This window comes from Streptomyces sp. NPDC048337 (genome assembly GCF_043201175.1).
Lineage (GTDB): Bacteria > Actinomycetota > Actinomycetes > Streptomycetales > Streptomycetaceae > Streptomyces.
This window is the reverse complement of sequence record NZ_JBICYR010000003.1, coordinates 469,620-491,871: the sequence shown is the minus strand read 5'-3', so window position 1 is coordinate 491,871 and position 22,252 is coordinate 469,620. Positions and strand designations below refer to the sequence as shown.

Below are 22,252 nucleotides of genomic sequence, written 5' to 3'. Positions count from 1 at the left end.
GGCGCCCGGGCGGCGTGCCGCGCCGTGTCAGTCTGTCTGGAGGGTGGTGCGCAGCCGGTAGCGCTCGCCGCTGTACTCCACCCGCGACAGCAGCAGCGGCCGCTGGTCGCGCGTGAACACGGTCTGGTCGAGGACCAGTACGGGTGATCCCGGCTCGATGCCCAGGTGCCCGGCGAGCTCCTCGTCCGCGCCGCGGGCCTCGATGGTGGCCTCGGCGCGTTCCGGCTCGACGCCCCAGCGGCGCAGTTCCGCGAAGAGGGACGCCTCGCGGAAGTCGGTGCGGGCCAGGTCGGGCGCGAGTTCGGCGACGACCAGGGTGCGGTCGAGGGCGATCCGCACGTCGTTGAGCAGCCGGACCCGCTCCAGGCGCAGCAGCGGGGTCCCGGCGGGCACGCCGAGGCGGTCCGCGTCGTCGAGGGACGCGGTGACGGTGTCGTGGCGCAGGACGACCGAGCTGGGCCGCATGTGCTTGCGCCGGGCGGTGGCGGTGAAGGACTCCAGGTCCTTGGGCCAGTCCCGGGCGGGAGCCGGCGGGCTGCTCGCGGCCACGAACCAGCCGCGGCCGTGGGAGGCGGTGACCAGGCCCTGGTCGACCAGGTGTCCCAGCGCCCGGCGCAGGGTCACGCGGGAGATGTCGAGGCGGGCGCACAGCTCGCGCTCGGGCGGCAGCTTGGCGCCCTCGCCGAGGCCGCGGCGGGCGATCTCCTCGCGGATCCGGTCGGCGGCCTGCGACCAGAGCGGATCGGCACCGCCGCGGGTGGCCGCCGCCGTGGTGGCGGCGGTGGTGCTGGTGGCGTCGTCGGTCATGATCCGACGATACCACCCACTACCACTTGGTCCAGGCCGGAGGGCCTGCAGGCAGGGGACCTTGGGCACTACTTGGGGTCGAAGCGGCCAGACCACATAGAACCACTGTTGACCAGTAGGGAACCTCTAAGTACCTTCGGGGTCATCCCCACCCCCCACCCGACGAGGAGTACCCGCGATGAGTACGGCCACAGTCCCGGCCACCGGAAAGAAGCCGGGCCGCATCATGCCGGTCATGCAGCGCATCGGCCGCAGCCTGATGCTGCCCGTTGCCGTGCTCCCGGCGGCCGCCCTGCTCAAGCGGCTGGGCGGCGACGACCTGCTGGCCCGCGAGAGCTTCCCGGTGGTCGTCCAGAAGCTCGCCATGATCCTGAACGCCGCCGGCGAAGCCGTTTTCGCCAACCTGCCCCTGCTCTTCGCGATCGGCGTGGCCATCGGCTTCGCGAAGAAGGCCGACGGATCCACCGCCCTGTCGGCGGCCGTCGGCTACCTGGTGTTCAAGGCCGTACTCGCCAGCCCCGCCTTCCCCAAGGGAGTCGACGGGGACCCGCTCGACGCCAAGGTCCTCGGCGGCATCGTGATGGGCCTCATCGCGGCCCTCCTCTACCAGCGCTTCAGCCGGACCAAGCTGCCCGACTGGCTGGGCTTCTTCGGAGGCCGCCGGCTCGTGCCCATCCTCAGTGCCTTCGCGGGCGTCGGCGCGGGAGTGGTATTCGGAGTGGTCTGGCCGACCGTCGGCTCCTGGTTCTTCCACTTCGGCGAGTGGCTGGTCGGCACCGGCGCCTGGGGAGCCGGCATCTTCGGCCTGGTCGTCCGCGCCCTCATCCCGATCGGGATGCACCACTTCTTCTCGTTCTTCCCCTGGTTCGAGGCGGGCACCTTCGTCAACCCGGCCACCGGCGCCGAGGTCCACGGGGACATCCACCGCTTCCTCGCCGGCGACCCGACGGCCGGCCAGTTCATGACCGGCGGCTTCCCGATCTACATGTTCGCGCTCCCGGCCGCCGCCATGGCCATCGCGCACACCGCCCGGCCCGAGAACCGCACCATGGTCAAGGGCATGATGATCTCCGTCGCCCTCACCTCGTTCGTCACGGGCGTCACCGAGCCCATCGAGTTCGCCTTCATGTTCGTGGCGCCGGTGCTCTACGCCATCCACGCCGCCCTGTTCGGCGTCTCCATGGCCCTGTGCTACGCGCTCGGCATCCGCGACGGATTCGGCTTCTCCTCCGGCGCGATCGACTACGTCGTCAACTTCGGCATCGCCACCAAGCCGCTGCTGCTCATCCCGATAGGCCTGGGCTTCGCCGCCCTGTACTACGTGATCTTCCGCTTCGCCATCGTCAAGTTCGACCTGCCGACGCCGGGACGCGAACGGGATCCCGAGTCCGGGGCCGCCCGGTCCGCCGAGCCCGCCAAGGCCGACAGCGCGGCCTGACCCCGCCTGAGCGCCGCCCCCACCTCTTCACCGCCCCACCGCCAGGAGCCACCATGTCCGCATCCCGCATCACCTTCCTCCAGGGCCAGGCCGCCCAGGGCGCCGCCCTCGCCCGGATCGCCACCCGCGTCCGCGAGCAGCTCGACTCGCCGGAACTGGCCGGGCTGCGCACCGCTCGCCGCCCGCTGTTCACCGGCATCGGAGCCTCCTTCGCCGCCCTCGCCGTCCCCGTGCAGCAGCTGCGCGAGGCCGGCATCGTCACCCAGCGCGTGCTGTCCAGCGAGATCGAGACCGGCACCGCCAGCTTCGACACCGACTGCCTCATCGCCGTCTCCCAGGGCGGGCGCAGCTCCGAGACCCTGGCCGCCTTCCAGTGCGCCGCACCCGGCGTCACCAGGGCCGCACTGCTCAACGTCGTGCCCTCGCCGCTGGGCGACCTCGCCGACCTGACCGTGGACCTGGGCAACGAGCCCGACTCGTACGCCTCCACCATCGGCTACACCGGTACCGTCGTCGCCCTCGACCTGATCGCGGGAGCCCTGGCCGGGAGGGAGAGCGACCCCTGGGGCGACATCGCCGAGCAGACCACCGCGGTCCACCGCCAGGCCACCGAGGTCGTGGCGGGACTGCGGGAGCGCGGCGCCCGCTGCATCGCCTCCGACGGGGTGGCGGCCGGGGCCTCCCGCGCCTCGGCCGAGGAGGGCGCGCTGCTGCTGCGCGAGGTGGTCCGGATGACCGCGGCCGCCTCGGCGACCCGCAACTACCTTCACGGCGAGATGGAGTCGGCGGGCAACACCCTGCACCTCGTGTACGGCGACGGCCGCGAGATCGAACTGGCCCGCTCCCTGGCCGCGGCGGGCCACCTCACGCTGCTGGTCACCACCGCCGACGTGGACCTCGCGGAGAACCTGTTCACCGTCCGCCTGCCGCGGGTCGCCGACGCCGTCCGGGTCGTCCTGGAGACCGTGGTCCTCCAGGAGCTGGTGGCCCGGCTGAGCGAGGAGCGGGGCGTGCCCATCGAGTCCTTCGTCTTCGCCAACGACGACACCAAGGAAGGCGGGCTCGACCTGTCCGACTTCGAGGTCGCCGCCTACTCCCCGGCGAGCTGACCGGGCCGCCTGAGATCATCTCGGGCATGGACCTGGTTGAGGAACTGACCCGCTTCGCCGCCACCGGGCGTTTCGGAGCCTTCCACGTGGGCGTGCACCTGCGCGAGGTGGTGGCCGCGTACGGGGAGCCCGAGTGGAGCGGGCGGGTCAGCGCCAAGCGCCGGTGGCCGCACTGGTTCGGCTACGCCAGCCTGCAACCGGTGTTCTGCCGCTGCAGGCTGCTCAGCGCCCTGTACGTACCGGCCTGGCACGAGGAGCTGGAGCTGCCCGGCGCCCGCGAGTCCCGCGTCGCGGCGCTTCCGGTCACCGAGTCGCGGCTCACCGCCGCGTTCGCCGAGGCCGGGGTCGTCTGGCGCACGCAGTGGTCCGAGAACCTGCCCCACCAGCGGACCCTCTCCACGGAGCCCGCCCCGCACACGGCCGTCACCTTCACCTTCTGGGACCGCCACCGCGACGAGGGCCGCTCGGTACCGGACTGGCCGCTCTACCAGGCGGGCACCTCCGGCACGGGGCACGGGCCGTGCCCGGAGCCCGACCGCGGCCTGCCCGACGACGGGTACGGTGCCTGACGTGGACGACGTACTGCGGCAACTGGCCTCCGTGGGCCCCTTCTTCACCGTCCCGTACGGCAAGGAGCCGCCCGGGCCCGGATTCCGGCCCCTCAGCGCGCTGTACGGGGAGCGACTCGGGCCGTACGTGGCCGAGGTGGGGCGGCGCATCGGCAGCGGACCCGGCCGGGTCGCCGCCTCCACCGCGCAACTCGGGATCGCCTCCCGGCTCTGGTCGCTCGGGCTGGGCTGCGCCGCCCTCGCCGGACGGGTGCCGGACCTGGCCCCCGACCGGGTGTGGTGGCGGCTGCCCGGGGCGGGATCGCTGGAGCTGTGGCTGCCCGAGCCGGGGGAGCTGCCGGCCGAGGCCCTCGGGGACACGGTCCTCGGGAACCTGGCCGTGCTCGACGCGGGCCTGCGGGAGCGGTTCGGGGTCTCCCCGAAGGTACTGCGGGGCAATGCCGCTTCGGGGCTGGTGGGAGCGCTGCGGGTGCTGATGGACCGTGTTCCGGGCGGCGCGGCCGTCGCGTTGGCGGCCGATCTGCTCGCCGACGGCGCGGCGCTCGGAGGCACCGGGACCTTCATCCACGAGGAGGGGCTCGGCATGGCCTTCGTACGGCGCAGCTGCTGCCTCTACTACAAGGTGCCCGGCGGCGGGCTCTGCGGGGACTGCGTGCTGCGGACCAGGTAGCCGGACTCAGGCAGGGCGGATGTTCTTGTTGTGGTGGAAGGCGTTGTCGGGGTCGTACTTGGCCTTGATCTCGGCCAGCCGCCGGTAGGTGTCGTCGCCGTAGGCCTCGCGGACACGGGCCGTGTCGTCGTCGCGGTCGAGGAAGTTGACGTAGACGCCGTCACCGCGGTGAGGCCCCAGGGCCCGGAGGAATTGCCGCGTCCAGGCGGTCTCGGCCGCGGCTCGCTCGCCGGCCTCGCCGGGCAGCCACACGCCGTCGATGACGATGTTGAAGGCCGCGTCGCGACCGGCGAAGGCGGTGGCGCCGCGGGGGACCCGGGCGACGGCGCCGCCCATGTGGAACACCGCCGAGTACGACCGGGGCGAGCCGGCGCGGTAGGCGTGATCGGCGATGACGGAGATGGCGGCGTCGGACAGCCCGGTGAGGCTGCCGGCTTTCCAGTAGTAGTGCCACCCGTGGGGGGCGGTGTCGTCGAGACCGCCCTGGAAGGCGGCGTAGGGCGTGGGCCCGAGCAGGTCGACGAGGGGAGTCCCGAGCCGGCGCAGGGGCCGCAGGGCCCGCTCGCCCTCTTCGACCGGGCCGGCATAGCAGCAGGCCACGGCGACGGCCGGCCGCCAGTGCAGCTCCTCGGGGACGACCGGCAGCGGGGGTACGGTGCCCAGCCTGATGACGGTGCCCAGCTCGTTGGGCGCTTCGGAGACGAAGTCCCGGGGGCACGCCGGCCAGCTGAGCTGGGCCGAAGCCACCCGGGAGGACCGCATCCGGCTCCACGGCCCGTCGTGGCTCGTACGGGCCTTCCCGACCTGGAAGGCCAAGAGCGCCTTCGCCCACATCAAGCCGGTCGCACGAAGGCCGTCGGGGAGCGGTGACCCTGCTCCCCGACGGCCTTCGGCGCCGGCTCGGCGGAACTAGAAGGTGAGGTTCCAGGAGTCGATCTTGCCGGTGTCGCCGCCGGCGTTGTCGTTCACCCGGAGCTTCCAGGTGCCGTTGGCGACCTCGGAGGAGGCGTTCACGGTGTAGGTGGTGTTGATGTTGTCCGTGCTGCCGCCGGCACGGTTGTGCACGGTGTACACCGTGCCGTCCGGGGCGATCAGGTCGACCTTCAGGTCACCGATGTAGGTGTGCACGATGTTCACGCCCACCTTGAGGGTGGCCGGGGCGTTGCCGGTCACACCGCTGACGGTGATCGGGCTCTCCACGGTGGTGTTGTCGCCGATGGCGAAGTCACCGAGGTTCTCGAAGTACTTGCCGGGGGGCGGGGTGGAACCGACGGCCTTCAGGGCGTCGACCTGGCCCTCGCCGAAGAAGCCGTTGTTGGCCGTGGTGCCGGTGCAGCGGCTGTCCGACGGGCAGGCGATGTCGTTGGCCTGGGTGGCCAGCTTGTCGCGGATCTGCGCCGGCGTGATCCCCGGGTTGGCGCTGGCGATGAGCGCCGCGACGCCCGCGACGTGCGGGGTGGCCATCGAGGTACCGCTCTTGCTGCTGTAACCGCCGCCCGGAGCGGTGGAGTAGACGTTGCTGCCCGGGGCCGCGACGTCGATGATGCCCTGGCCGAAGTTGGAGAACGAGGCCTTGGTGGTGCCGGTGCCGTTCGCCGCGACGGTGACCACGCCCGGGAGCTCGGTCGGGATGTCCATGCACGCGTTGGTGATCGTGCGGGTCACCGGGGTCGAGTCGTTCGGGCTCGCCGTGTCGGTCGTCTTGTGGGCGAGGTCGTAGTCCTCGTTGCCCGCGGCGGCGACCTGGAGCGAACCCTTGCCCTCCGCGTACTTCTGGGCGCGGTTGACGCCCTCGATGATCGCGGCCTGGTCGGCGTTGTCCGGGCAGTTGAACTGCCACGGGTCCGTGTAGTAGCTGTTGTTGGTGACCTTGAAGCCGTGGTCACCCGCCCACATGAACCCGCAGACGGTGTTCTCGGCGAAGAAGAGCGTCGAGTTCGGCTCGGCGATGCGCACCGAGGAGATCTTCACGCCCGGGGCCACGCCGATGACGCCCTTGCCGTTCTTGGCGGCCGCGACCGTACCGGCCACGTGCGTGCCGTGGGTGTCCACGTCCCGCCAGGCGCCGGCGCGGGTGTCCGGCTTGCCGTAGGCGCAGGACACGGAGTCGGCCGCGTTGAAGTTCGGCGCCAGGTCCTGGTGCTGGTCGTCCACACCGGTGTCCAGGATGCCGACCTTGACGGAGGCGGAACCGGTGGTGACCGCCCAGGCCTGGTCGGCCTTGATCTGGCTCATGTCGGCGCGGACCGGCTCGCCCGCCGGGGTCGTGGCCTGCGCCGGGTTGGCGGGCAGCGCCGGGTTGTAGGCGTCCGCCGGAACGTCCGACGTGCGGGTGGCGCCCACCTGCTGGACCCCGCTCACCCCGCGCATCGTGGCGGCGAAGGTGCCGGACGCCGAGTGGGCGACGATCACGCCGATCGCGTCGTAGTTGGCGAAGACGGTGCCGCCGTTGGCGGCGATGGCGTTACGGACCGCCGTGGTGTCCCCGGGGGCCTGGATCACGAGGTAGGCGCGGGTGCCGGCAACCCAGGTCGCACTCTGGGAAGTCGGGGCCGCGGCCTTCGGGGCCGCCGCCGCGGGCGCGGAGGCGGAGGAACCGGAAGGAGAGACCGGGGCGGTGCCGGCGAGCGCGGCGGGGGCCCCGAAAGCCAGTGCGGCGCCGAGTGTGGCGGCCAGCACGAGGGTGCGTCGAGGTCGGCTGGATATGTGGGGTATCAATGCGTCCTCCGATGGCCCGGTGGTGCGGGTGGCACCTACCGAGCCGTACGAAACGAGTGGTGGACGCAAGATGTCAGAAGCGTGCCCCGATATGGAAGTACCTTTTACCGCACGCAGGTTCTCGGGCGCGTGGCCGAAAATCGCCCCTCCTGGGAGGAGTCGGGAGGAGTCGGGGCCGGCCGGGCTGGGCACCGTGGGGGCGAACCCTGCCCGGCCGGCCCGTACGGGCGTCCCGGTTACACCGGTACGCCGTCCTTGTCGCCGGCCGACTGGACCGGTACGGCGGCCTCCGGCGCGCCGTGTCCGTCGTCGATCAGCGTGGTCTCGTCGAACGGCAGCCGCCCGGCCAGGACTTCGGCGGCCCGCTCGTGGTCGAACTCCTTCGTCCAGGTCCCGATGAGCACCGTGGCGACGGCGTTCCCCGCGAAGTTCGTCAGCGCCCGCGCCTCGCTCATGAACCGGTCGATGCCCACGATCAGGCCGACCCCGTCCACCAGTTCCGGCCGGTGGGACTGGAGTCCGCCGGCGAGCGTGGCCAGACCCGCGCCGGTCACCCCGGCCGCGCCCTTCGAGGCGATGATCATGAACAGCAGCAGGGAGATCTGCTCGCCCAGGGCCAGCGGCTTGCCCATCGCCTCGGCGACGAAGAGCGAGGACATCGTCAGATAGATCGCGGTCCCGTCCAGGTTGAAGGAGTACCCCGTCGGCACCGTGATCCCGGTGACCGGGCGCGACACCCCCAGGTGCTCCATCTTGGCGATCAGCCGCGGCAGCGCGGACTCCGAGGAGGAGGTGGACAGGATCAGCAGGAACTCCCGGCCCAGGTAGCGCAGCAGGGAGAAGACGCTGACCCCCGTACACACCCGGAGGAGGGTGCCCAGGACCACGAACACGAAGAGCAGGCAGGTCGTGTAGAAGCCGATCATGATGACGGCGAGGGACTTCAGCGCGTCGATACCGGTCGCCCCGACCACCGCCGCGATCGCCCCGAAGGCGCCGACCGGCGCCGCCCACATGATCATCGCCAGCACCCGGAAGACCAGCTTCTGCACGTGCCCGATCCCCCGCAGCAGCGGCTCGCCCGCCGTCCCCATGGCCTGGAGGGCGAACCCGCACAGCAGCGCCACCAGCAGGGTCTGGAGCACCTCGCCGCCGGTGAAGGCGGACACGAGGGTGGTCGGGATGATCCCCAGCAGGAACTCCGGCGTGCTCTCGGCCCCGCCCGCCTTGGCCTGCGCCTCGCCCGCGTGCCGCGCGGCCTCGGTCAGGTGCAGACCGCTGCCCGGCTCCAGCAGGTTCCCGACCAGCAGGCCGATGGCGAGCGCCACCGTGGACATCACCATGAAGTAACCGAGGGCGAGGCCGCCCACCGCCCCCACCTTGGCGGCCTTGCGGACCGAGCCGATGCCCAGCACGATCGTGCAGAAGATCACCGGCGAGATCATCATCTTGATGAGGTTGACGAAGCCGGTGCCCAGCGGCTTGAGCTCGACGGCCACGCCGGGTGCGGCGAAGCCGACGGCGATGCCGAGGAGCACCGCGGCGATCACCGCGATGTAGAGATAGTGCGTTCTGTCGCGCGTGGCGGCCACGATGCCTCCTGGTGGTGAAAATGTTCCGGGAGGACCATCGCGCGGCGTTGTGACCCCGGTCACCCTTGCGTTCATTGAGTTCACGACCCGGTGCACACTGAGCGCCATGTTCCGTTTGCCCCGGCCGCCGCGCAGCCTCGCCGGCCAGCTCTTCGCCATGCAGGTGCTGCTGGTCGCCGTGGTCGTCGCCGGATGCGCCGTATTCGCGTACGCGACCGCGCGCGGCCAGGCCGAGGACGCCGCCCGGCGCCAGGCCGGGGCGGTGGCCCGAGCCGTCGCCGACTCCCCGTCGGTCCGGGAGGCCGTACGGGAGGGCGCGCGCGGGAGCGACCCGACGGTCCGGCTCCAGCCGTACGCGGAGCGGGTGCGGGTGGACTCCGGGGTGGACTTCGTCACGATCATGGACCCGGCCGGGCGGCGCTGGACCCATCCCGACCCGCGCCGGATCGGCGAGCCCTTCATGGGCAACACGGCCCCCGCGCTGCGCGGCGAGACCTTCAGCGAGACCTACACCGGCACCCTCGGCCCCTCGATCCGCGTGGTCACCCCGCTGACGGACGGCGGCCGGGTCGTCGGCATGGTCAGCGCAGGCATCACGGTCCGCGCGATCAGCGCGCGCCTCGCCGAGCAGCTCTCCGCCCTCGCCTGGGTCGCGGCCGGGGCGCTGGCCCTCGGCGGAGCGGGCACGTACATCGTCAACGCCCGGCTGCGCCGCCACACCCACGGGATGAACGCGGCCGAGCTCAGCCGGATGTACGACTACCACCAGGCGGCCCTGCACGGAGTGCGCGAGGGGCTGCTGCTGCTCGACGGACAGCGCAGGATCACCCTGATCAACGACGCCGGACGCGAGCTGCTGGGCCTGCGCGACGGGATGACCGGCACGGGCGTCGCCGACCTGGGGCTGCCCGCGCCGCTCACCGGGGCCCTGCTCGCCGACCGGCCCCGGGTCGACGAGGTGCACCTGACCGCGGACCGGGTGCTCGTCGTCAACAGCTCGCCCGTCGCGGGCGGCGGCCGCCGGGGCACCGTGGTCACCCTGCGCGACCACACCGAACTCCAGGTACTCACCGGGGAGTTGGACCACGAACGGGGTTTCACCCAGGCGCTGCGCTCCCAGGCCCACGAGGCGGCGAACCGGCTGCACACCGTGGTCTCGCTCATCGAACTCGGCCGCGCGGACGAGGCCGTGGAATTCGCCACCGCCGAACTGGAACTGGCGCAGGCCCTCACCGACGAGGTGGTCACCGCCGTCGGGGAGCCGGTGCTGGTGGCCCTGCTGCTCGGCAAGGCCGCCCAGGCGCACGAGCGGGGCGTGGAACTGGTCGTCACCCCCGATAGCCGCAGGCTCGCCGACGGCGGAGGGCTGCCTCCGGCCCGCGACCTGGTCACCGTGCTGGGCAACCTCATCGACAACGCGGTCGACGCGGTCGCGACCGTCCCGGGGGCGCGGATCGCGGTCACCCTGCGGCCGGAGGAGGACGGGGAGGAGCTGCTGCTGCGGGTCGCCGACAACGGCCCGGGCCTGCCCGAAGGCGTGGACGTGTTCCGCCGCGGCTGGTCCGGCAAGGGCGAGGGCCGCGGCCTCGGTCTCGCCCTGGTCCGCCAGGTGGCACACCGCTACGGCGGCGCGGTGGCCGCCACCGCCGGGCCGGCCGGAGGAGCGGAGTTCACGGTGCGCCTGCCGCTTCCCGTACCGGGGGCGGCGCGCCCCGACTCCGGCCCCACGGCGCCCGCCGGGTGGGTCCACGAGGGTGAGGGACCGGGGCTCCGCCCCGGAAGCCGCGCCGCGGACCGCCCCGGACTCCGTCCGGGGATGCCGCCGGGCGGGGCCGGAACCGCGGGCGGTGCGCCGTGAGCGCCGCGGAGGTGCGGGTGCTGATCGTCGAGGACGATCCGGTCGCCGCCGACGCGCACGCGCTCTACGTGGGCCGGGTGCCCGGGTTCATCGCCGTCGGGACCGTGCACTCCCTCGCCGAGGCCACCCGGGTCCTGGAGCGGACCCGGGTGGACCTGCTGCTGCTCGACCTCACCCTGCCCGACGGGCACGGGCTGCGCTTCGCGCGCGGGCTGCGGGCCGCCGGGCACCCCGTCGACGTGATCGTGGTGACCTCCGCGCGGGACCTGGCCGTGGTCCGCGAGAGCGTCTCGCTCGGCGTGGTCCAGTACGTGCTGAAGCCCTTCGCCTTCCCGACCCTGCGCGAACGACTCCTGCGCTACGCGGAGTTCCGCGCGACGGCGGGCGAGGCGGCCGGCCAGGACGACGTCGACCGCGCCATGGCGGCCCTGCGCGCACCCCGCCCGGCCGCCCTCCCCAAGGGGCTGAGCGCGCCGACCCTGGACCGGGTCGCCGCCCTGCTGCGGGCGGCGCCCGACGGGCTGACCGCGGCCGGGGCGGCCGAGGCGGCCGGGATCTCCCGGATCACCGCCCGCCGCTACCTGGAGCACCTGGTGGACACCGGCCGCGCGGACCGCACCCCCCGGTACGGCCAGGTCGGCCGCCCCGAACTGCACTACCGCTGGCTGGCGGCGACCGGCTCGGTGTCGAAGGTGTAGAACTTGCGGTGGTCCAGCATGTCGGCCGGGGTCACGTCGTTCCACGGCCGCATGGTGTCGCCCAGGTCCACCACGTTCGGGGTGCCCGCCGCCGGCAGGTACGTGGACTGCGGGTGGCGGGCCTGCCACTCGGCCCACAGCTTGTCCACGAAGGCGTGGTGCATCCAGAACACCGGGTCGTTGGGGGAGACCCCGGTGGCCATCTGGCCGCCGACCCACACGTGCACCCGGTTGTGCAGGTTGGCGCCGCGCCAGCCCTCCAGGTTGTTGCGGAAGCCGTTCGAGGAGCTGTTCCACGGGGCCATGTCGTACACCGGCATGGCGAGGACCGCGTCCACCTCCGCCTTGGTCGGCAGCTCGGCCACGCCCGTGCCGAGGGCCCGGCGCAGGTAGGCGCGCCCGTCCACCCGCACGTTTATGTTCCACTTGCCCGTCGCGTACGCGAACGGCCCGTCGAGCACCTGCCCGTCGCGGGCCCGCCCGGTCCCGCCGAGGAAGTCGGCGGCCCAGAGCGAGGAGCGGGCGGTGCGGTCGGTCGTCCAGTCCCAGTACGGGAGCGAGACCGCGGGATCCACTTTCTGCAGCGCCGCCTCGAACTCCAGCAGGAAGCGCCGGTGCCAGGGCAGGAAGGAGGGGGAGCGGTGGCCGACCCGGTCGCCGGAGTCGGTGTCGCTCATGATGAACCCGTTGTGGGTGGTCACGAAGCGGTCGTAACTGCCGTTGCGCTTGAGCTCCAGCAGGGCCGCGGTGAAGGCGCGCTTCTCCTCGGGCGTGAGCGCGGCCTGGTTCTTGCGGACGGTCATGCCATGCCCCCCATGGGCGAGAACGGAGCGAGGACGGCACCCTGCAGCTCGCGCACGGCGGCGCGGGCCAGGGAGAGCGGATCGGCGAAGGTCTCGTAGTGGTTGACCACGCTGATCCAGCTGCCGTCGGCGTTGCGCATCACGTGCAGCTCGCGGCCGTCTATTCGTACGGTGGGCAGGGCGGCGCCGCCGTGGTGGCCGCCGTGGTGGCCTCCGCCTCCGCCCTGGGTGATCTGGATGCGTCGGCCCTGGTAGACCTCGTCGACCTGACCCGTGGCCGAAGGTGTGGCGGCGGTGGTGGGCGAGGCGCTCGCGCTGGTGGCGGCGGCGGTGAGACCAAGGACGGTGAGTGCACCGGCGGTGGTCCCCAAAGCCTGCCGGCGGGTGATCTTGTTCATGGCCCGAATAGCTATCAGGGCAGGGGAGTTGGTTGGCCTGTATCCGGACATGAGCGGATAAGTTGCCGGTAGAACCAATTGGATGATCTTCCCGTCCGGACCGGCTCCAGTGGCCCGAACGGGAAGATCTACGCGAGTAACACTACTCGACAGTAATTTCTTCGGCGGCGCCGGGTCGTTATGGGGGAGGTCACACCGTGGAGACGGCCGGAAGTTCGCGGACGGATTCATCCCAGTTGTCACCTATAGTCCCGATATGGCTCTTCATGAGACGAAGGACGTACTCGCCCGGGACACCGCGACGGACGTGTTCGCGTCCGCCCTGAGCGGCCAGATCCTCCCCAAGTACCGGATGCCGGAAGACCACTCGCCCACCGAGGTCGTCTACGAACTCCTCCGCAACGAACTCCTGTTGGACGGGAACGCCGCGCAGAACCTCGCCACCTTCTGCACCACCTGGTCCGACGACGGCGTCCACCGCCTGATGAACGCCTGCCTCGACAAGAACATGATCGACAAGGACGAGTACCCGCAGACCGCCGAGATCGAGTCCCGCTGCGTCAACATCCTGGCCGACCTGTGGAACGCCCCCGCCGGCACCGCCGCCACCGGCTGCTCCACCACCGGCTCCAGTGAGGCCGCCATGCTCGGCGGGCTCGCCCTCAAGTGGCGCTGGCGCGCCCGCCGGCAGGCCGCGGGCCTCCCCGCCGACCGCCCCAACCTGGTGTGCGGCCCCGTCCAGATCTGCTGGGAGAAGTTCGCCCGCTACTTCGACGTCGAGCTGCGCCAGGTCCCCCTGGAGCCCGGGGCCACCGGCCTGCTGCCCCATCAGCTCGCCTCGTACGTCGACGAGAACACCATCGGCGTCGTCGCCATCCTGGGCGTCACCTACACCTGCGACTACGAGCCCGTCGCCGACATCGCCGCCGCCCTCGACCGGATCGAGGGGGAGCGGGGCTGGGACGTCCCGATCCACGTGGACGCCGCCAGCGGCGGCTTCGTCGCCCCCTTCCTCCACCCCGGCGTGGTCTGGGACTTCCGGCTGCCGCGCGTGGCCTCCGTCAACACCTCCGGCCACAAGTACGGGCTCGCCCCCCTCGGCGTGGGCTGGATCGTCTGGCGCACCGCCGACCTGCTGCCCGCGGACCTCGTCTTCAACGTGGACTACCTGGGCGGGGACATGCCGACCTTCGCCCTCAACTTCTCCCGCCCCGGCGGCGAGGTCGTCGCCCAGTACTACCTCTTCCTGAGGCTGGGCCGGGCCGGCTACCGCCGCGTCCAGCAGGCCTGCGCTGACACCGCCCAGTACCTGGCCGGCGAGATCGCCGAGATGGGCCCCTTCACCCTCCTCTACGACGGCCGGGGAGCCCTGCCCGCCGTCTCGTACACCCTCACCGACCCGCAGGGATCGGGCTTCACCCTCTACGACCTCTCCGACCGGCTGCGCATGCGGGGCTGGCAGGTGCCCTCGTACCCGTTGCCGGCCGACCGGGACGACACCGTCATCCAGCGGGTCCTCGTCAGGCACGGCGTGACCCGCGATCAGATCGCCCTGCTCGTCCCCGACCTGCGCCGGGCCGTCGACCACCTCACGGCCGCGCCCCCGCCGGTACCGGCCGCCGCACCGAGGTCCGGCTTCCATCACTGACCGCGGCTCACCGACCAGCGCATCCCGAGGGCGGTCAGGGCGGCCACCCGCTCCGGGGTGAGCGAGGCCGCGCGGGCCCGCTGGTTGGCGATCCAGGACCCCAGCCGGTACTCCTGGTCGCCGTACAGCTCCACGTGCGTACGGGGCACCCGCAGATGCTTCTCGCGCAGGTGGAACTGCTCGGCGGCCTCCAGGTGGTCCGCCCACGCCTCGGCGTGGCTCCGGCGCGGCGGCGGACGTTCCGCCTCCGTCGCCGGGGTCACACCGAGGGTGTGCTCCAGCAGCCAGCGCTGCGCCCACGACAGCCGGTCCCAGTTCAGCCGCTGACCGCGGACCCAGCCGCCCAGGTCCTCGCCCTGGACCACCACCTGGCCAGGGGCGAGCGGCAGCCGGCCGCCCCCGTCCAGGTGGACCCGGGTCAGGTGGAAGGCCCGCTGCCAGGAGATCTCCCACGCCGGACACCAGGACGCGTCGAGGGCCTCCAGGGCCTCCCGGCGTTCCAACGACAGCGCCCCCGGCCCCTCGCGGCGGGCCGCGGCCCGCTGGTTCTTCACCCACACCCCCACCGGCGCGCCGTGCCAGGTGGCCTCCACCGGCGGCAGCAGATGGCCGTGGTCCGCCGCCCACGCGGCGGCCGTCGCCAGCCCCTCCTCGAAGGCCACGTCGAAGTGGCTCCACACCATGCCGAGTTCCTCCAGCCGCGCCACCCGCTCCCGGCCGAGCGCGCCCCGGCGGTAGGTGCGCCGTGCGTCCGCGATCCACTGACCGAGCGGGAACCGCGCCAGCCCCGGCGGCCACGCCCCGCCGGCCACCGGCACCTTGAAACCGAACGGCACCTTGAGGTCCCCGGCGCCGGCCGCGTAGATCCGGGCGGCCTCGATCCCGCGCCGCCAGTGCTCGCGCTCCGGGTGCAGCACGCGCAGCCGTACGAAGGCGGCCAGCAGCGCCGGATCCCGCGGGGTGGAGAAGCTCAGCAGCGCCTGCGCCGCGCCGCGCACACCGGAGGCCGGCGGGGCCTCCCCGGACGCCGTCCGGCTCGGTGCCTGCGGCTGGGCCAGGGCCTCGACCAGCCGGGAGTCGTGCGCCCGCAGCGCCTCCAGCAGCCGTGCGAGGTCCCCGTACGCCCGCGAGGTCAGCATCGACTCCGGAGTCTCGCCGGGCTCCAGCAGCACCGGCACCACCAGCGAGGCGACCTTCCCCTCACCGGGCCGGATCCGCAGCGCCCGCCCGACGGCCTGGACCAGGTCGGGCATGGAGCCCCGTACGTCGGCCCAGTAGACCGAGTCGCACTCCTTGGTGTCCACGCCCTCGCCCAGCACCCGGACGCTGCCGAGGAAGGCCTTCTCGGCGATCCGGTCGTCCGCGAACGCGCCCAGCACCCGCCGCCGGTGGGCCGCCGAGTGCTGCCCGGACAGCCAGTCCGCCCAGACGGTCCGCGGGTACACCGGGAAGGGGCTGCGGCTGGTGAGGCGCAGCCGCTTCGCGACCGCGGGCAGCCCGGCCGCGAAGGCCTCGGCCTCTTTGGTCAGGTGGTGGAAGACGAGCGTACGCCGGAACCCCTCGTGGGCGGCGGCCTTCACCAGCGCCGTCTGGAGGGCCGCCAGCCGCGCCCCGCGCACCTCGTCCGAGCGCCCGTCCCGGCCCAGCAGCACGGCCGCCCGGAACTCCGGATCGGTGACGTCCACGCACACCACCCGGTAGGGGGCGCAGATCCCGCGGTCGATGGCCTCGGAGAGGGGCAGCGTGTAGCAGCGCGCCCCGAAGGTCCCGCGCGGGTCGTCCTCCATGGACGCCACCAGCTCGCCCCGCCCCCGCGGACCGGGCCGCCCGCCCTCCCCGGCCTCCTCGCCCGCCTCGTTCTCCTGCTCCTCGCCGTCCTGCCAGACCCGGGGCGTGGCGGTCATGTAGAGCCGCCGCAGGGACGGGATCCGCGTGTTGTCGTGCACCACCGCCCAGGGTTTGCCGATCCGCCCGGACGTCCGGTGCGCCTCGTCGACCACGATCAGGTCCCAGCCCGGGAGCCCCGTCAGATGCGCTCGCTCGATGGTCCCGAGGCCCAGCGAGGCGTACGTGGCGAACACCGTCACCCGGTCCACCGACGGGTCGGCCCAGCGGGCGAGTTCGGCAGGAGAGGTGGTGGTGGGCACGCCCGCGTCCTCCCCGCGCAGCGAGCAGACGCCGAGGGACCGGCCGGTGCGCCCGCCCTCCCGCCAGGCCGCGGCGGTCTGCACGAGCAGGTCCAGGGAGGGCACCAGCACCAGCACCCGCCCGGCGCCCAGCTCCTCGGCCGAGTGGACGGCCACCAGGGACTTCCCGGATCCCGTGGCCATGATCACCTGGGTGCGCAGCCCGGTCTCCGGCACCCGGCCGTCGGCGGGCAGTTCCAGCGCCCGCACCACGGCGTCGACCGCCTCGCGCTGATGCGGCCGGAGTTCCTTCCTCCCTTTACGCACGATCGCTACCCCCGGTGATCAGCTCGTTTGTCTCCAGCTCCTATCCTGCCTCTCTTTTGACGCAAGCGTGGAGCGGGGCGGCAGGCGCCTCCGGCCGTCTTCGAGAAAGCCTCCGGTCGGCCTCTAGCTCGAAGGCCATATCGTATGACGTGGGTCACATGCGAAGGGTTGGGTATGACCGACACCAAGAACGTACTGCTGGCAGGGGCGAGCGGAGTCCTGGGACGCCACATCGCCGAAGCGCTCACCCGCACCGGATACACCGTGATCGGCCTCGGCCGCGGCGCCGGAGCCGACGTGAGGGCCGACCTGATGAACCGCGACCAGCTGCTCCGCGCGGTGGACGGCCTCAAGGCCGACACGGTCGTGCACGCGGTGACCGCCCTGCGCAAGGCGCCCATGCGGCACAAGGACGTGTTCGCCACCGACGACCTGCGGCTGATCGGGACCGGACACCTGATGGAGGCCGCCCGCGCCGTCGGCGCCCGCCGCGTCATCGCCGAGTCGATGGTCTTCGGATACGGCTACCGGGACTTCGGCGACCACATCATCACCGAGGACGCCGACCCCTTCGCCCCGGCCGGCGACCGGGCGGTGGAACGCCACCTCGAAGCCATGCGGGTCAAGGAGCGGTTGGTGCTGGGCGCCGAGGACATCGAGGGCGTCGCCCTGCGCTTCGGCCTCTTCTACGGGGCCGGGGGCACCGACGCGGTCGTGGAGATGCTGAGGCAGCGGAAGATGCCGGCGGTCGTCGACCACGGACGCGTCCTGCCGTGGGTGGACCTGGCCGACGCCGGCCGGGCCGTCGCCCTCGCCGTCGAGGGCGGCCGGCCGGGGCAGGCGTACAACATCGTCGACGACACCCCGATGGGCTTCGGCGCGCACGTCAGGGCGGTCGCCGAGGTGTTCGGCACCCCGAAGCCGAAGGACGTGCCCGCCTGGCTGATGCGCCCCTTCTCCTACGCCCACCGGATCGCCACGACGAGCATGCGGGTGTCCAATGCCAAGGCCAAGGCCGAACTGGGGTGGACACCGAGCCACGCGAACTGCGTCGACGGGCTGCGCGCCCTCGCCCTCGCCCGACGCTGAGACGACCTCGATCCGCTCGGACGGCGGTGGCGTCGTCACCGCCGTCCGCCGTCCGCGGTTACCGCGCCCCGAAGTTCTGCGTCCACCAGGGGCCGCCCGCGCCCTGGTGGATGCCGACGCCGATGTCCTTGAAGGAGCAGTTGAGGATGTTCGCGCGGTGGCCCGGGCTCTTCATCCAGGAGTCCATCACCGACTCCGGTGTCTGCTGGCCCCGGGCGATGTTCTCCCCGTACGTCGACCAGCGGTACCCGGCCGCGGTCGTCCGCTGGCCCGGGTCCGCGCCGTCGGGGTTGGTGTGCGAGAAGAAGTCCCGGCTCGCCATGTCGTCGGAATGCCGCTGAGCGGCCGTACGCAGCTGCGCGTCCTCCTTGAGCGGACCACAGCCGGCCGCCGCCCGCTCCTTGTTGACCAGGGCGACGACCTGCCCCGCGACGCCCGGCGGGGCGGGCGCGGGCGCCGGAGCCGAGGCCTTCGGGGTCGGCGCGCTGCTGCGGGTCTGCGCCGGGGTCGGGCTCGCGGAGGGGCTCGGCGAAGCGGACGCCGAGGGCGACGCGGAGGCCGAGGGTGAGGGGGACGCCGAGGGGGAGGCCGAGGCCGAGGGGAGCGCCGACTCGGTCGCCGAGAGGGCGGCCAGCGGAGCCGCCGGCGCCGGACCGCCGTCCTTCGAGCCGCCGGAACCGGGGAGCGTGCCCAGGTACACCAGCCCGCCGCCCGCGACGCAGGCGGCGACGGCCGCGGCGCCGATCACCCGGCGGCGGTTCTGGCGGCGCCTGCGCGCGGCGCCGCGGCCGCCCCCCGGGGCTCCCTCGATGCCGTGTGCGGCTTGGGCGAAGTCCGCCCCGGTGCCGTCGGCGAAGGCGGCGCCCGCGGGGGCGAAGCCGGCCGCACCGGCCGTGCGCATCCCTGCCAGCAGGGCCGCCGACACCGGTACGAGGGCCAGCCCGGCCAGCAGCCCCTCCGCCGGAACCAGGCCGCTCCACAGGCCGGAGCATCGTACGCACTCACGCGCATGGCGGGCTATTCGCTTGCGCCACAGCGTCGAGGGCCGGCCGTCCCAGCCCGCCACCACGGTGCGGAGTCCCTCGCAGCCCGGGTGCGCGTCCAGGGCCCGCTCCACCACCCGCGCCGATTCCAGCTGCGCCTTCATCCGCTGCACCCGCACCGCCGCGTGCTGCGGGGACAGTTCCAGCGCGGCGGCCACCTCGGCCCGGGTGAGCTCCCCGGCGCACTCCAGCCACCACAGCGACAGCAGCGCCCGGTCGTCGGGCTCCAGCCAGCGCGTGGCGCGGGCCGTCTCGCGCCGCTGGCCCGCCAGGTTGAGGCGTACGACGGTCAGGTCGACGAAATCGGCCCCCGGGTCGGCGACCTCGCCGGCCGCCTCCAGGGTGCTCTCGTCGAGGCCGCTGCGCCGGGACTGCCAGTGCGCCCGGACCCGGTTCATCGCGATCGCGACCAGCCAGGAACGGAAGCTCTCGTCCGCGCGCAGGCCGCCCAGCCCGTCGAGCGCCCGCAGCATCGTGTCCTGCACCACGTCGTCCACGTCGCAGGACCCGTTCAGGGCCCGCCCGACGATGTTGTAGACGAGCGGCAGGTGGGTGCCGACGAGCTCGTCCTGCGCGCGGGGATCGCCCGCGCGGGCCGCTGCCACCAGCTCTGCCGTGTGCTGAGTACTCATGTGATGATTCCCTGTCCGTACCGGCGGTCGATGATGCCCGATGACTGGGAGACCGTCGAGCGGGGCCTCGATAACACTTATCCGGAAGATGATTCCGCCGCATCCGCTTCGTCGGCCGGCGGGGGGTAGCGCCGGGCGGACGCGTCGACCTGGGCGAGCCGGCGCAGGGCGGCCAGCATGGCGTCGCCCAGGACGGTTCCCGCCACCACCCGCTCCACCAGGTCCTCCGGCCCCGCGCCGCGCGCGACGAAGGAGAGGTCGGCGTCCGCCACCCGCTCGGCGGACGCGGCGAACTCGTCGAGGAAGTCCAGGTAGTCGCCGAGCCCGACCGCCAGCACGGAGGCCGCGGCGGCGGTGAGGGCGAGCGCCGCCGGATTGTCGGCGTGGACCTGCCAGCCGCGGCGCGCGATCAGCTCCTCGACCAGCTCCCGGGCGCGCTCGCCGTTCGCGGGGTCGGGAGCCTGCGCGTAGGTCGGTACGAGCGTGCCGGCGGCCGCGCCGAGCAGCTTGTGCACCGGCTGCCCGCGGTCCTCCACGGCCTCCACCACCTTGGCGACGGAGGCCAGCGGGAGGCCGCCGACCTCGGTCAGGGCGCGGATCAACTGCAGCCTGCGGGCGTGCTCTTCGCCGTAGCGGGCCTGGTTGGGGCTGGTCAACTCCCCGGCGGGCAGCAGGCCTTCGCGGAGATAGAACTTGATCGTGGGCACCGGGACGCCCGTCGTGCGGCTCAACTCTCCCATGCGCAAAGTGAATTCTCTCCTTCGTCGGGTCAGGGGGCTTGCGGGGGCGGGCTTCGTTATGGATAGTCGAACTATCGGATACTGGATAGTATCGATATCCATTACGGGGGTACAGGATGCGGAACCGCATCGAAGGATGGCATCGGCCACTTCTCGTCCTCGCGGCGGCCATGGGTGTGCTCACCCTGGTCTCGGGGGCCGGCCTGATCGTGGACGACCGGGTGCTCGTGGGATCGCCGATCTGGCACAAGCCGCTCAAGTTCTCGATCTCCATAGCCGTTTACGGGTTGACGCTGGCCTGGATGTACTCGCTGCTCACCCGCGGCCGGCGGGTCGGCTGGTGGGCGGGCACGGTGGTCGTGGCGGCGAGCGTCATCGAGATGGTGGTGATCGTCGGGCAGGTGGTCCGGGGGAAGCGCAGCCACTTCAACCAGGAAACCCCCTTCGACAGCGGTCTGTTCGCCCTGATGGGGGCGACGATCGTCGTGCTGTGGCTGGCGTCGCTGGTGCTGGCGGTCATGCTGTGGCGCCAGCCGCTCGCCGACCGGGCCACCGGCTGGGCGATCCGGCTCGGCTCGGTCATCGCGCTCGTCGGCCTGGCCATCGGCTTCCTGATGGTCCAGCCCACGGAGGCGCAGCTCGCGGACGGCATCTCGGACACGGTCGGCGCGCACGGCGTCGGCGTCCCGGACGGCGGGCCGCACCTGCCGGTCACCGGCTGGGCCGCCACCGGCGGCGACCTGCGGATCGCCCACTTCGTCGGCATGCACGCACTCCAGTCGCTGCCGCTGCTGGCACTGGCCCTGACCTTCGCGGCCGGACGGTACGGATGGGCCGCGCGTGCGGAGGTGCGGACCCGCCTGGTCGTGGTGGCGTCGGCCGGGCATGCCGGCCTGGTCGCCCTGACCACCTGGCAGGCCCTACGGGGCCAGGCGCTGACCTCGCCGGACGGGCTGACGCTCGGTGCGGCCGGGGTCCTGGCCTTGGCGGTGGCCCTGGGAGCGGCCCTCGCACTGCGCGGCGCAACCGGGCGCGTCCAGGCCCGTGGAGCCGCGGTCTTGTAGCCGCACCTGGGCGCTCAGGCGGGAGAATCCAGCCTCGCCGGCGATTGGGGCGCGGGGTCCGGGGCGGCCGGCAGGCCGCTTGACCCGCGTTAACCCAGCAGCGGAGCAAGGGCCTCCGCGGCCGCCCGCAGGGCAGGGGCGTAGGCCTCGATCTCCTCGCGGGAGACCAGGAAGGTGACGGTGGTGACGCTGACCCCGCCGACCGGGCGGCCGTCCGAGCCCAGGATCGCGGCACCGATGCACCGAATGGTCGGCTCGTTCTCCTCGTCGTCCACGGCGAAGCCCCGCACCCGGATCTCCGCCAGCCGGGCGTGCAGCGCCTCCGCGGTCGTGAGCGTGCGGGGCGTCCGCGCCGGCAGCCCGGCGGCGGCGATCAAACCCCGCACCTCCTCTCCCGGCAGCCGCGCCAGGATGCTCTTGCCGATCGCCGTCGAGTGCAGCGGCATCCGCATGCCGACCCGGGAGGCCGTCCGAAAGGGCTGGTCGCTCTCCAGCTTGCGGATGTAGGTGATGGTCTCCCCGCTGTGCAGGGCGAGATGGACCGTCTGGCCGGTGGCTTCCCGCAGTTCCCCGAGGACGCGCTCGACGCTCTCCGGCTCCCCGCCGCCGACCAGGGCCGACAGCCCGCGCAGCCGGGGTCCCACCCCGTACCGGCTCTCGCCGTCCTGCCGTACGAAGCCCTGCTCGATCAGCGAGGCGAGGATCCGGAAGGTGCTGGACTTGGGCACGGCGGCCGCCGCCGTCACCTCGGCGAGCCGGTGCGGCCCGCCCGGCGCCGCCACCGCCTCCAGGATGCGCAGGGACTTCTCCAGTGCGGAGCCGGCGGCGGAGGTCCGACCGCCGCGCGTTCCCTCGCGCGTTCCCTCGCGTGTTCCCCCGTGTGTTCCGTCCGTTGACACGAGAACTCCCCGCCTGTGTAGGGT

19 protein-coding genes are annotated in these 22,252 nt (G+C 72.9%); 9 read left to right on the top strand and 10 right to left on the bottom strand.

Annotated elements, in window-relative coordinates; translation table 11 throughout:
* Positions 1-27 precede the first annotated feature (27 nt).
* Positions 28-807, bottom strand: a complete 780-nt coding sequence (locus ACGFYU_RS07890) for a GntR family transcriptional regulator (RefSeq protein WP_393826389.1) — start codon at positions 805-807, stop codon at positions 28-30.
* Between the two features lie 178 nt (positions 808-985).
* Here ACGFYU_RS07890 and ACGFYU_RS07885 point away from each other — a divergent pair, with 178 nt between their 5' ends.
* The 4 genes from ACGFYU_RS07885 to ACGFYU_RS07870 are packed head-to-tail and all read left to right on the top strand — an operon-like array spanning position 986 to position 4,593.
* A complete protein-coding gene (locus tag ACGFYU_RS07885) occupies positions 986-2,245 on the top strand; it encodes a PTS transporter subunit EIIC (RefSeq protein ID WP_393826388.1) in 1,260 nt (419 codons plus the stop codon).
* A 53-nt stretch (positions 2,246-2,298) separates the two neighbouring features.
* On the top strand, positions 2,299-3,354 hold the full coding sequence (locus ACGFYU_RS07880) for an SIS domain-containing protein (protein ID WP_393826387.1): 1,056 nt from the start codon (positions 2,299-2,301) through the stop codon (positions 3,352-3,354).
* Positions 3,355-3,380: 26 nt separating this feature from the next.
* Positions 3,381-3,923 carry a hypothetical protein gene (locus ACGFYU_RS07875; RefSeq protein WP_393826386.1) on the top strand — a complete coding sequence of 181 codons (543 nt, stop codon included), beginning with the start codon at positions 3,381-3,383 and terminating at the stop codon, positions 3,921-3,923.
* A 1-nt stretch (position 3,924) separates the two neighbouring features.
* Complete coding sequence (locus ACGFYU_RS07870) at positions 3,925-4,593, top strand: (2Fe-2S)-binding protein (protein WP_393826385.1); 669 nt, start codon at positions 3,925-3,927, stop codon at positions 4,591-4,593.
* Positions 4,594-4,599: 6 nt separating this feature from the next.
* Here the strand turns inward: ACGFYU_RS07870 and ACGFYU_RS07865 are convergent, their stop codons facing one another.
* The 3 genes from ACGFYU_RS07865 to ACGFYU_RS07855 form a co-directional block, all read right to left on the bottom strand.
* Entirely contained in the window at positions 4,600-5,409 is an 810-nt protein-coding gene (locus ACGFYU_RS07865; RefSeq protein WP_393826384.1) for a BBE domain-containing protein, read from the bottom strand.
* 93 nt (positions 5,410-5,502) lie between these two features.
* The gene (locus tag ACGFYU_RS07860) at positions 5,503-7,272 is read right to left on the bottom strand and encodes a S8 family serine peptidase (RefSeq protein ID WP_393826418.1); all 1,770 of its coding nucleotides are present in this window, start codon (positions 7,270-7,272) and stop codon (positions 5,503-5,505) included.
* Between the two features lie 275 nt (positions 7,273-7,547).
* Positions 7,548-8,978 (bottom strand): cation:dicarboxylate symporter family transporter, encoded by a 1,431-nt coding sequence (locus ACGFYU_RS07855; protein ID WP_393826417.1) that lies wholly within the window; start codon positions 8,976-8,978, stop codon positions 7,548-7,550.
* A gap of 31 nt (positions 8,979-9,009) precedes the next feature.
* Between ACGFYU_RS07855 and ACGFYU_RS07850 the strand changes: the two genes are divergently transcribed.
* The gene (locus tag ACGFYU_RS07850; protein ID WP_393826383.1) at positions 9,010-10,761 is read left to right on the top strand and encodes an ATP-binding protein; all 1,752 of its coding nucleotides are present in this window, start codon (positions 9,010-9,012) and stop codon (positions 10,759-10,761) included.
* Complete coding sequence (locus ACGFYU_RS07845; protein ID WP_393826382.1) at positions 10,758-11,459, top strand: response regulator; 702 nt, start codon at positions 10,758-10,760, stop codon at positions 11,457-11,459. The genes ACGFYU_RS07850 and ACGFYU_RS07845 overlap by 4 nt, the downstream gene beginning before the upstream one ends.
* Here ACGFYU_RS07845 and ACGFYU_RS07840 read toward each other — a convergent pair.
* A complete protein-coding gene (locus ACGFYU_RS07840) occupies positions 11,417-12,262 on the bottom strand; it encodes a tyrosinase family protein (protein WP_393826381.1) in 846 nt (281 codons plus the stop codon). The two genes, ACGFYU_RS07845 and ACGFYU_RS07840, sit on opposite strands and share 43 nt — an antisense overlap.
* The gene (locus tag ACGFYU_RS07835) at positions 12,259-12,660 is read right to left on the bottom strand and encodes a tyrosinase cofactor (protein WP_393826380.1); all 402 of its coding nucleotides are present in this window, start codon (positions 12,658-12,660) and stop codon (positions 12,259-12,261) included. Before ACGFYU_RS07835 ends, ACGFYU_RS07840 begins: the two co-directional genes overlap by 4 nt.
* A 256-nt stretch (positions 12,661-12,916) precedes the next feature.
* Here ACGFYU_RS07835 and ACGFYU_RS07830 point away from each other — a divergent pair, with 256 nt between their 5' ends.
* Positions 12,917-14,308, top strand: coding sequence for a glutamate decarboxylase (locus ACGFYU_RS07830; RefSeq protein WP_393826379.1), 1,392 nt, complete (start codon positions 12,917-12,919; stop codon positions 14,306-14,308).
* On the opposite strand, the gene ACGFYU_RS07825 is transcribed toward ACGFYU_RS07830, so the two are convergent.
* Complete coding sequence (locus tag ACGFYU_RS07825; protein WP_393826378.1) at positions 14,302-16,761, bottom strand: Helicase associated domain protein; 2,460 nt, start codon at positions 16,759-16,761, stop codon at positions 14,302-14,304. The two genes, ACGFYU_RS07830 and ACGFYU_RS07825, sit on opposite strands and share 7 nt — an antisense overlap.
* A gap of 174 nt (positions 16,762-16,935) precedes the next feature.
* Between ACGFYU_RS07825 and ACGFYU_RS07820 the strand changes: the two genes are divergently transcribed.
* Positions 16,936-17,850, top strand: a complete 915-nt coding sequence (locus ACGFYU_RS07820; protein ID WP_393826377.1) for an NAD-dependent epimerase/dehydratase family protein — start codon at positions 16,936-16,938, stop codon at positions 17,848-17,850.
* 58 nt (positions 17,851-17,908) lie between these two features.
* Here ACGFYU_RS07820 and ACGFYU_RS07815 read toward each other — a convergent pair whose 3' ends face one another.
* Together ACGFYU_RS07815 and ACGFYU_RS07810 are read right to left on the bottom strand one after the other, a co-directional pair.
* Positions 17,909-19,525 (bottom strand): sigma-70 family RNA polymerase sigma factor, encoded by a 1,617-nt coding sequence (locus ACGFYU_RS07815; protein ID WP_393826376.1) that lies wholly within the window; start codon positions 19,523-19,525, stop codon positions 17,909-17,911.
* Positions 19,526-19,602: 77 nt separating this feature from the next.
* Positions 19,603-20,265 (bottom strand): MerR family transcriptional regulator, encoded by a 663-nt coding sequence (locus ACGFYU_RS07810; RefSeq protein WP_393826375.1) that lies wholly within the window; start codon positions 20,263-20,265, stop codon positions 19,603-19,605.
* 116 nt (positions 20,266-20,381) lie between these two features.
* Here ACGFYU_RS07810 and ACGFYU_RS07805 point away from each other — a divergent pair, with 116 nt between their 5' ends.
* Complete coding sequence (locus ACGFYU_RS07805) at positions 20,382-21,329, top strand: hypothetical protein (RefSeq protein ID WP_393826374.1); 948 nt, start codon at positions 20,382-20,384, stop codon at positions 21,327-21,329.
* 89 nt (positions 21,330-21,418) lie between these two features.
* On the opposite strand, the gene ACGFYU_RS07800 is transcribed toward ACGFYU_RS07805, so the two are convergent.
* Positions 21,419-22,228: an IclR family transcriptional regulator gene (locus ACGFYU_RS07800; protein ID WP_393826373.1), complete on the bottom strand. Its 810-nt coding sequence runs from the start codon at positions 22,226-22,228 to the stop codon at positions 21,419-21,421.
* Between the last annotated feature and the right edge of the window lie 24 nt (positions 22,229-22,252).

What these genes read in the sequence shown, in the direction of transcription:
- ACGFYU_RS07890 (WP_393826389.1), bottom strand. Translation starts at nt 807, where the DNA reads ATGACCGACGACGCCACCAGCACCACCGCCGCCACCACGGCGGCGGCC.
- ACGFYU_RS07885 (WP_393826388.1), top strand. Translation starts at nt 986, where the DNA reads ATGAGTACGGCCACAGTCCCGGCCACCGGAAAGAAGCCGGGCCGCATC.
- ACGFYU_RS07880 (WP_393826387.1), top strand. Translation starts at nt 2,299, where the DNA reads ATGTCCGCATCCCGCATCACCTTCCTCCAGGGCCAGGCCGCCCAGGGC.
- ACGFYU_RS07875 (WP_393826386.1), top strand. Translation starts at nt 3,381, where the DNA reads ATGGACCTGGTTGAGGAACTGACCCGCTTCGCCGCCACCGGGCGTTTC.
- ACGFYU_RS07855 (WP_393826417.1), bottom strand. Translation starts at nt 8,978, where the DNA reads ATGAACGCAAGGGTGACCGGGGTCACAACGCCGCGCGATGGTCCTCCC.
- ACGFYU_RS07850 (WP_393826383.1), top strand. Translation starts at nt 9,010, where the DNA reads ATGTTCCGTTTGCCCCGGCCGCCGCGCAGCCTCGCCGGCCAGCTCTTC.
- ACGFYU_RS07840 (WP_393826381.1), bottom strand. Translation starts at nt 12,262, where the DNA reads ATGACCGTCCGCAAGAACCAGGCCGCGCTCACGCCCGAGGAGAAGCGC.
- ACGFYU_RS07835 (WP_393826380.1), bottom strand. Translation starts at nt 12,660, where the DNA reads ATGAACAAGATCACCCGCCGGCAGGCTTTGGGGACCACCGCCGGTGCA.
- ACGFYU_RS07830 (WP_393826379.1), top strand. Translation starts at nt 12,917, where the DNA reads ATGGCTCTTCATGAGACGAAGGACGTACTCGCCCGGGACACCGCGACG.
- ACGFYU_RS07820 (WP_393826377.1), top strand. Translation starts at nt 16,936, where the DNA reads ATGACCGACACCAAGAACGTACTGCTGGCAGGGGCGAGCGGAGTCCTG.
- ACGFYU_RS07815 (WP_393826376.1), bottom strand. Translation starts at nt 19,525, where the DNA reads ATGAGTACTCAGCACACGGCAGAGCTGGTGGCAGCGGCCCGCGCGGGC.
- ACGFYU_RS07810 (WP_393826375.1), bottom strand. Translation starts at nt 20,265, where the DNA reads ATGGGAGAGTTGAGCCGCACGACGGGCGTCCCGGTGCCCACGATCAAG.
- ACGFYU_RS07805 (WP_393826374.1), top strand. Translation starts at nt 20,382, where the DNA reads ATGCGGAACCGCATCGAAGGATGGCATCGGCCACTTCTCGTCCTCGCG.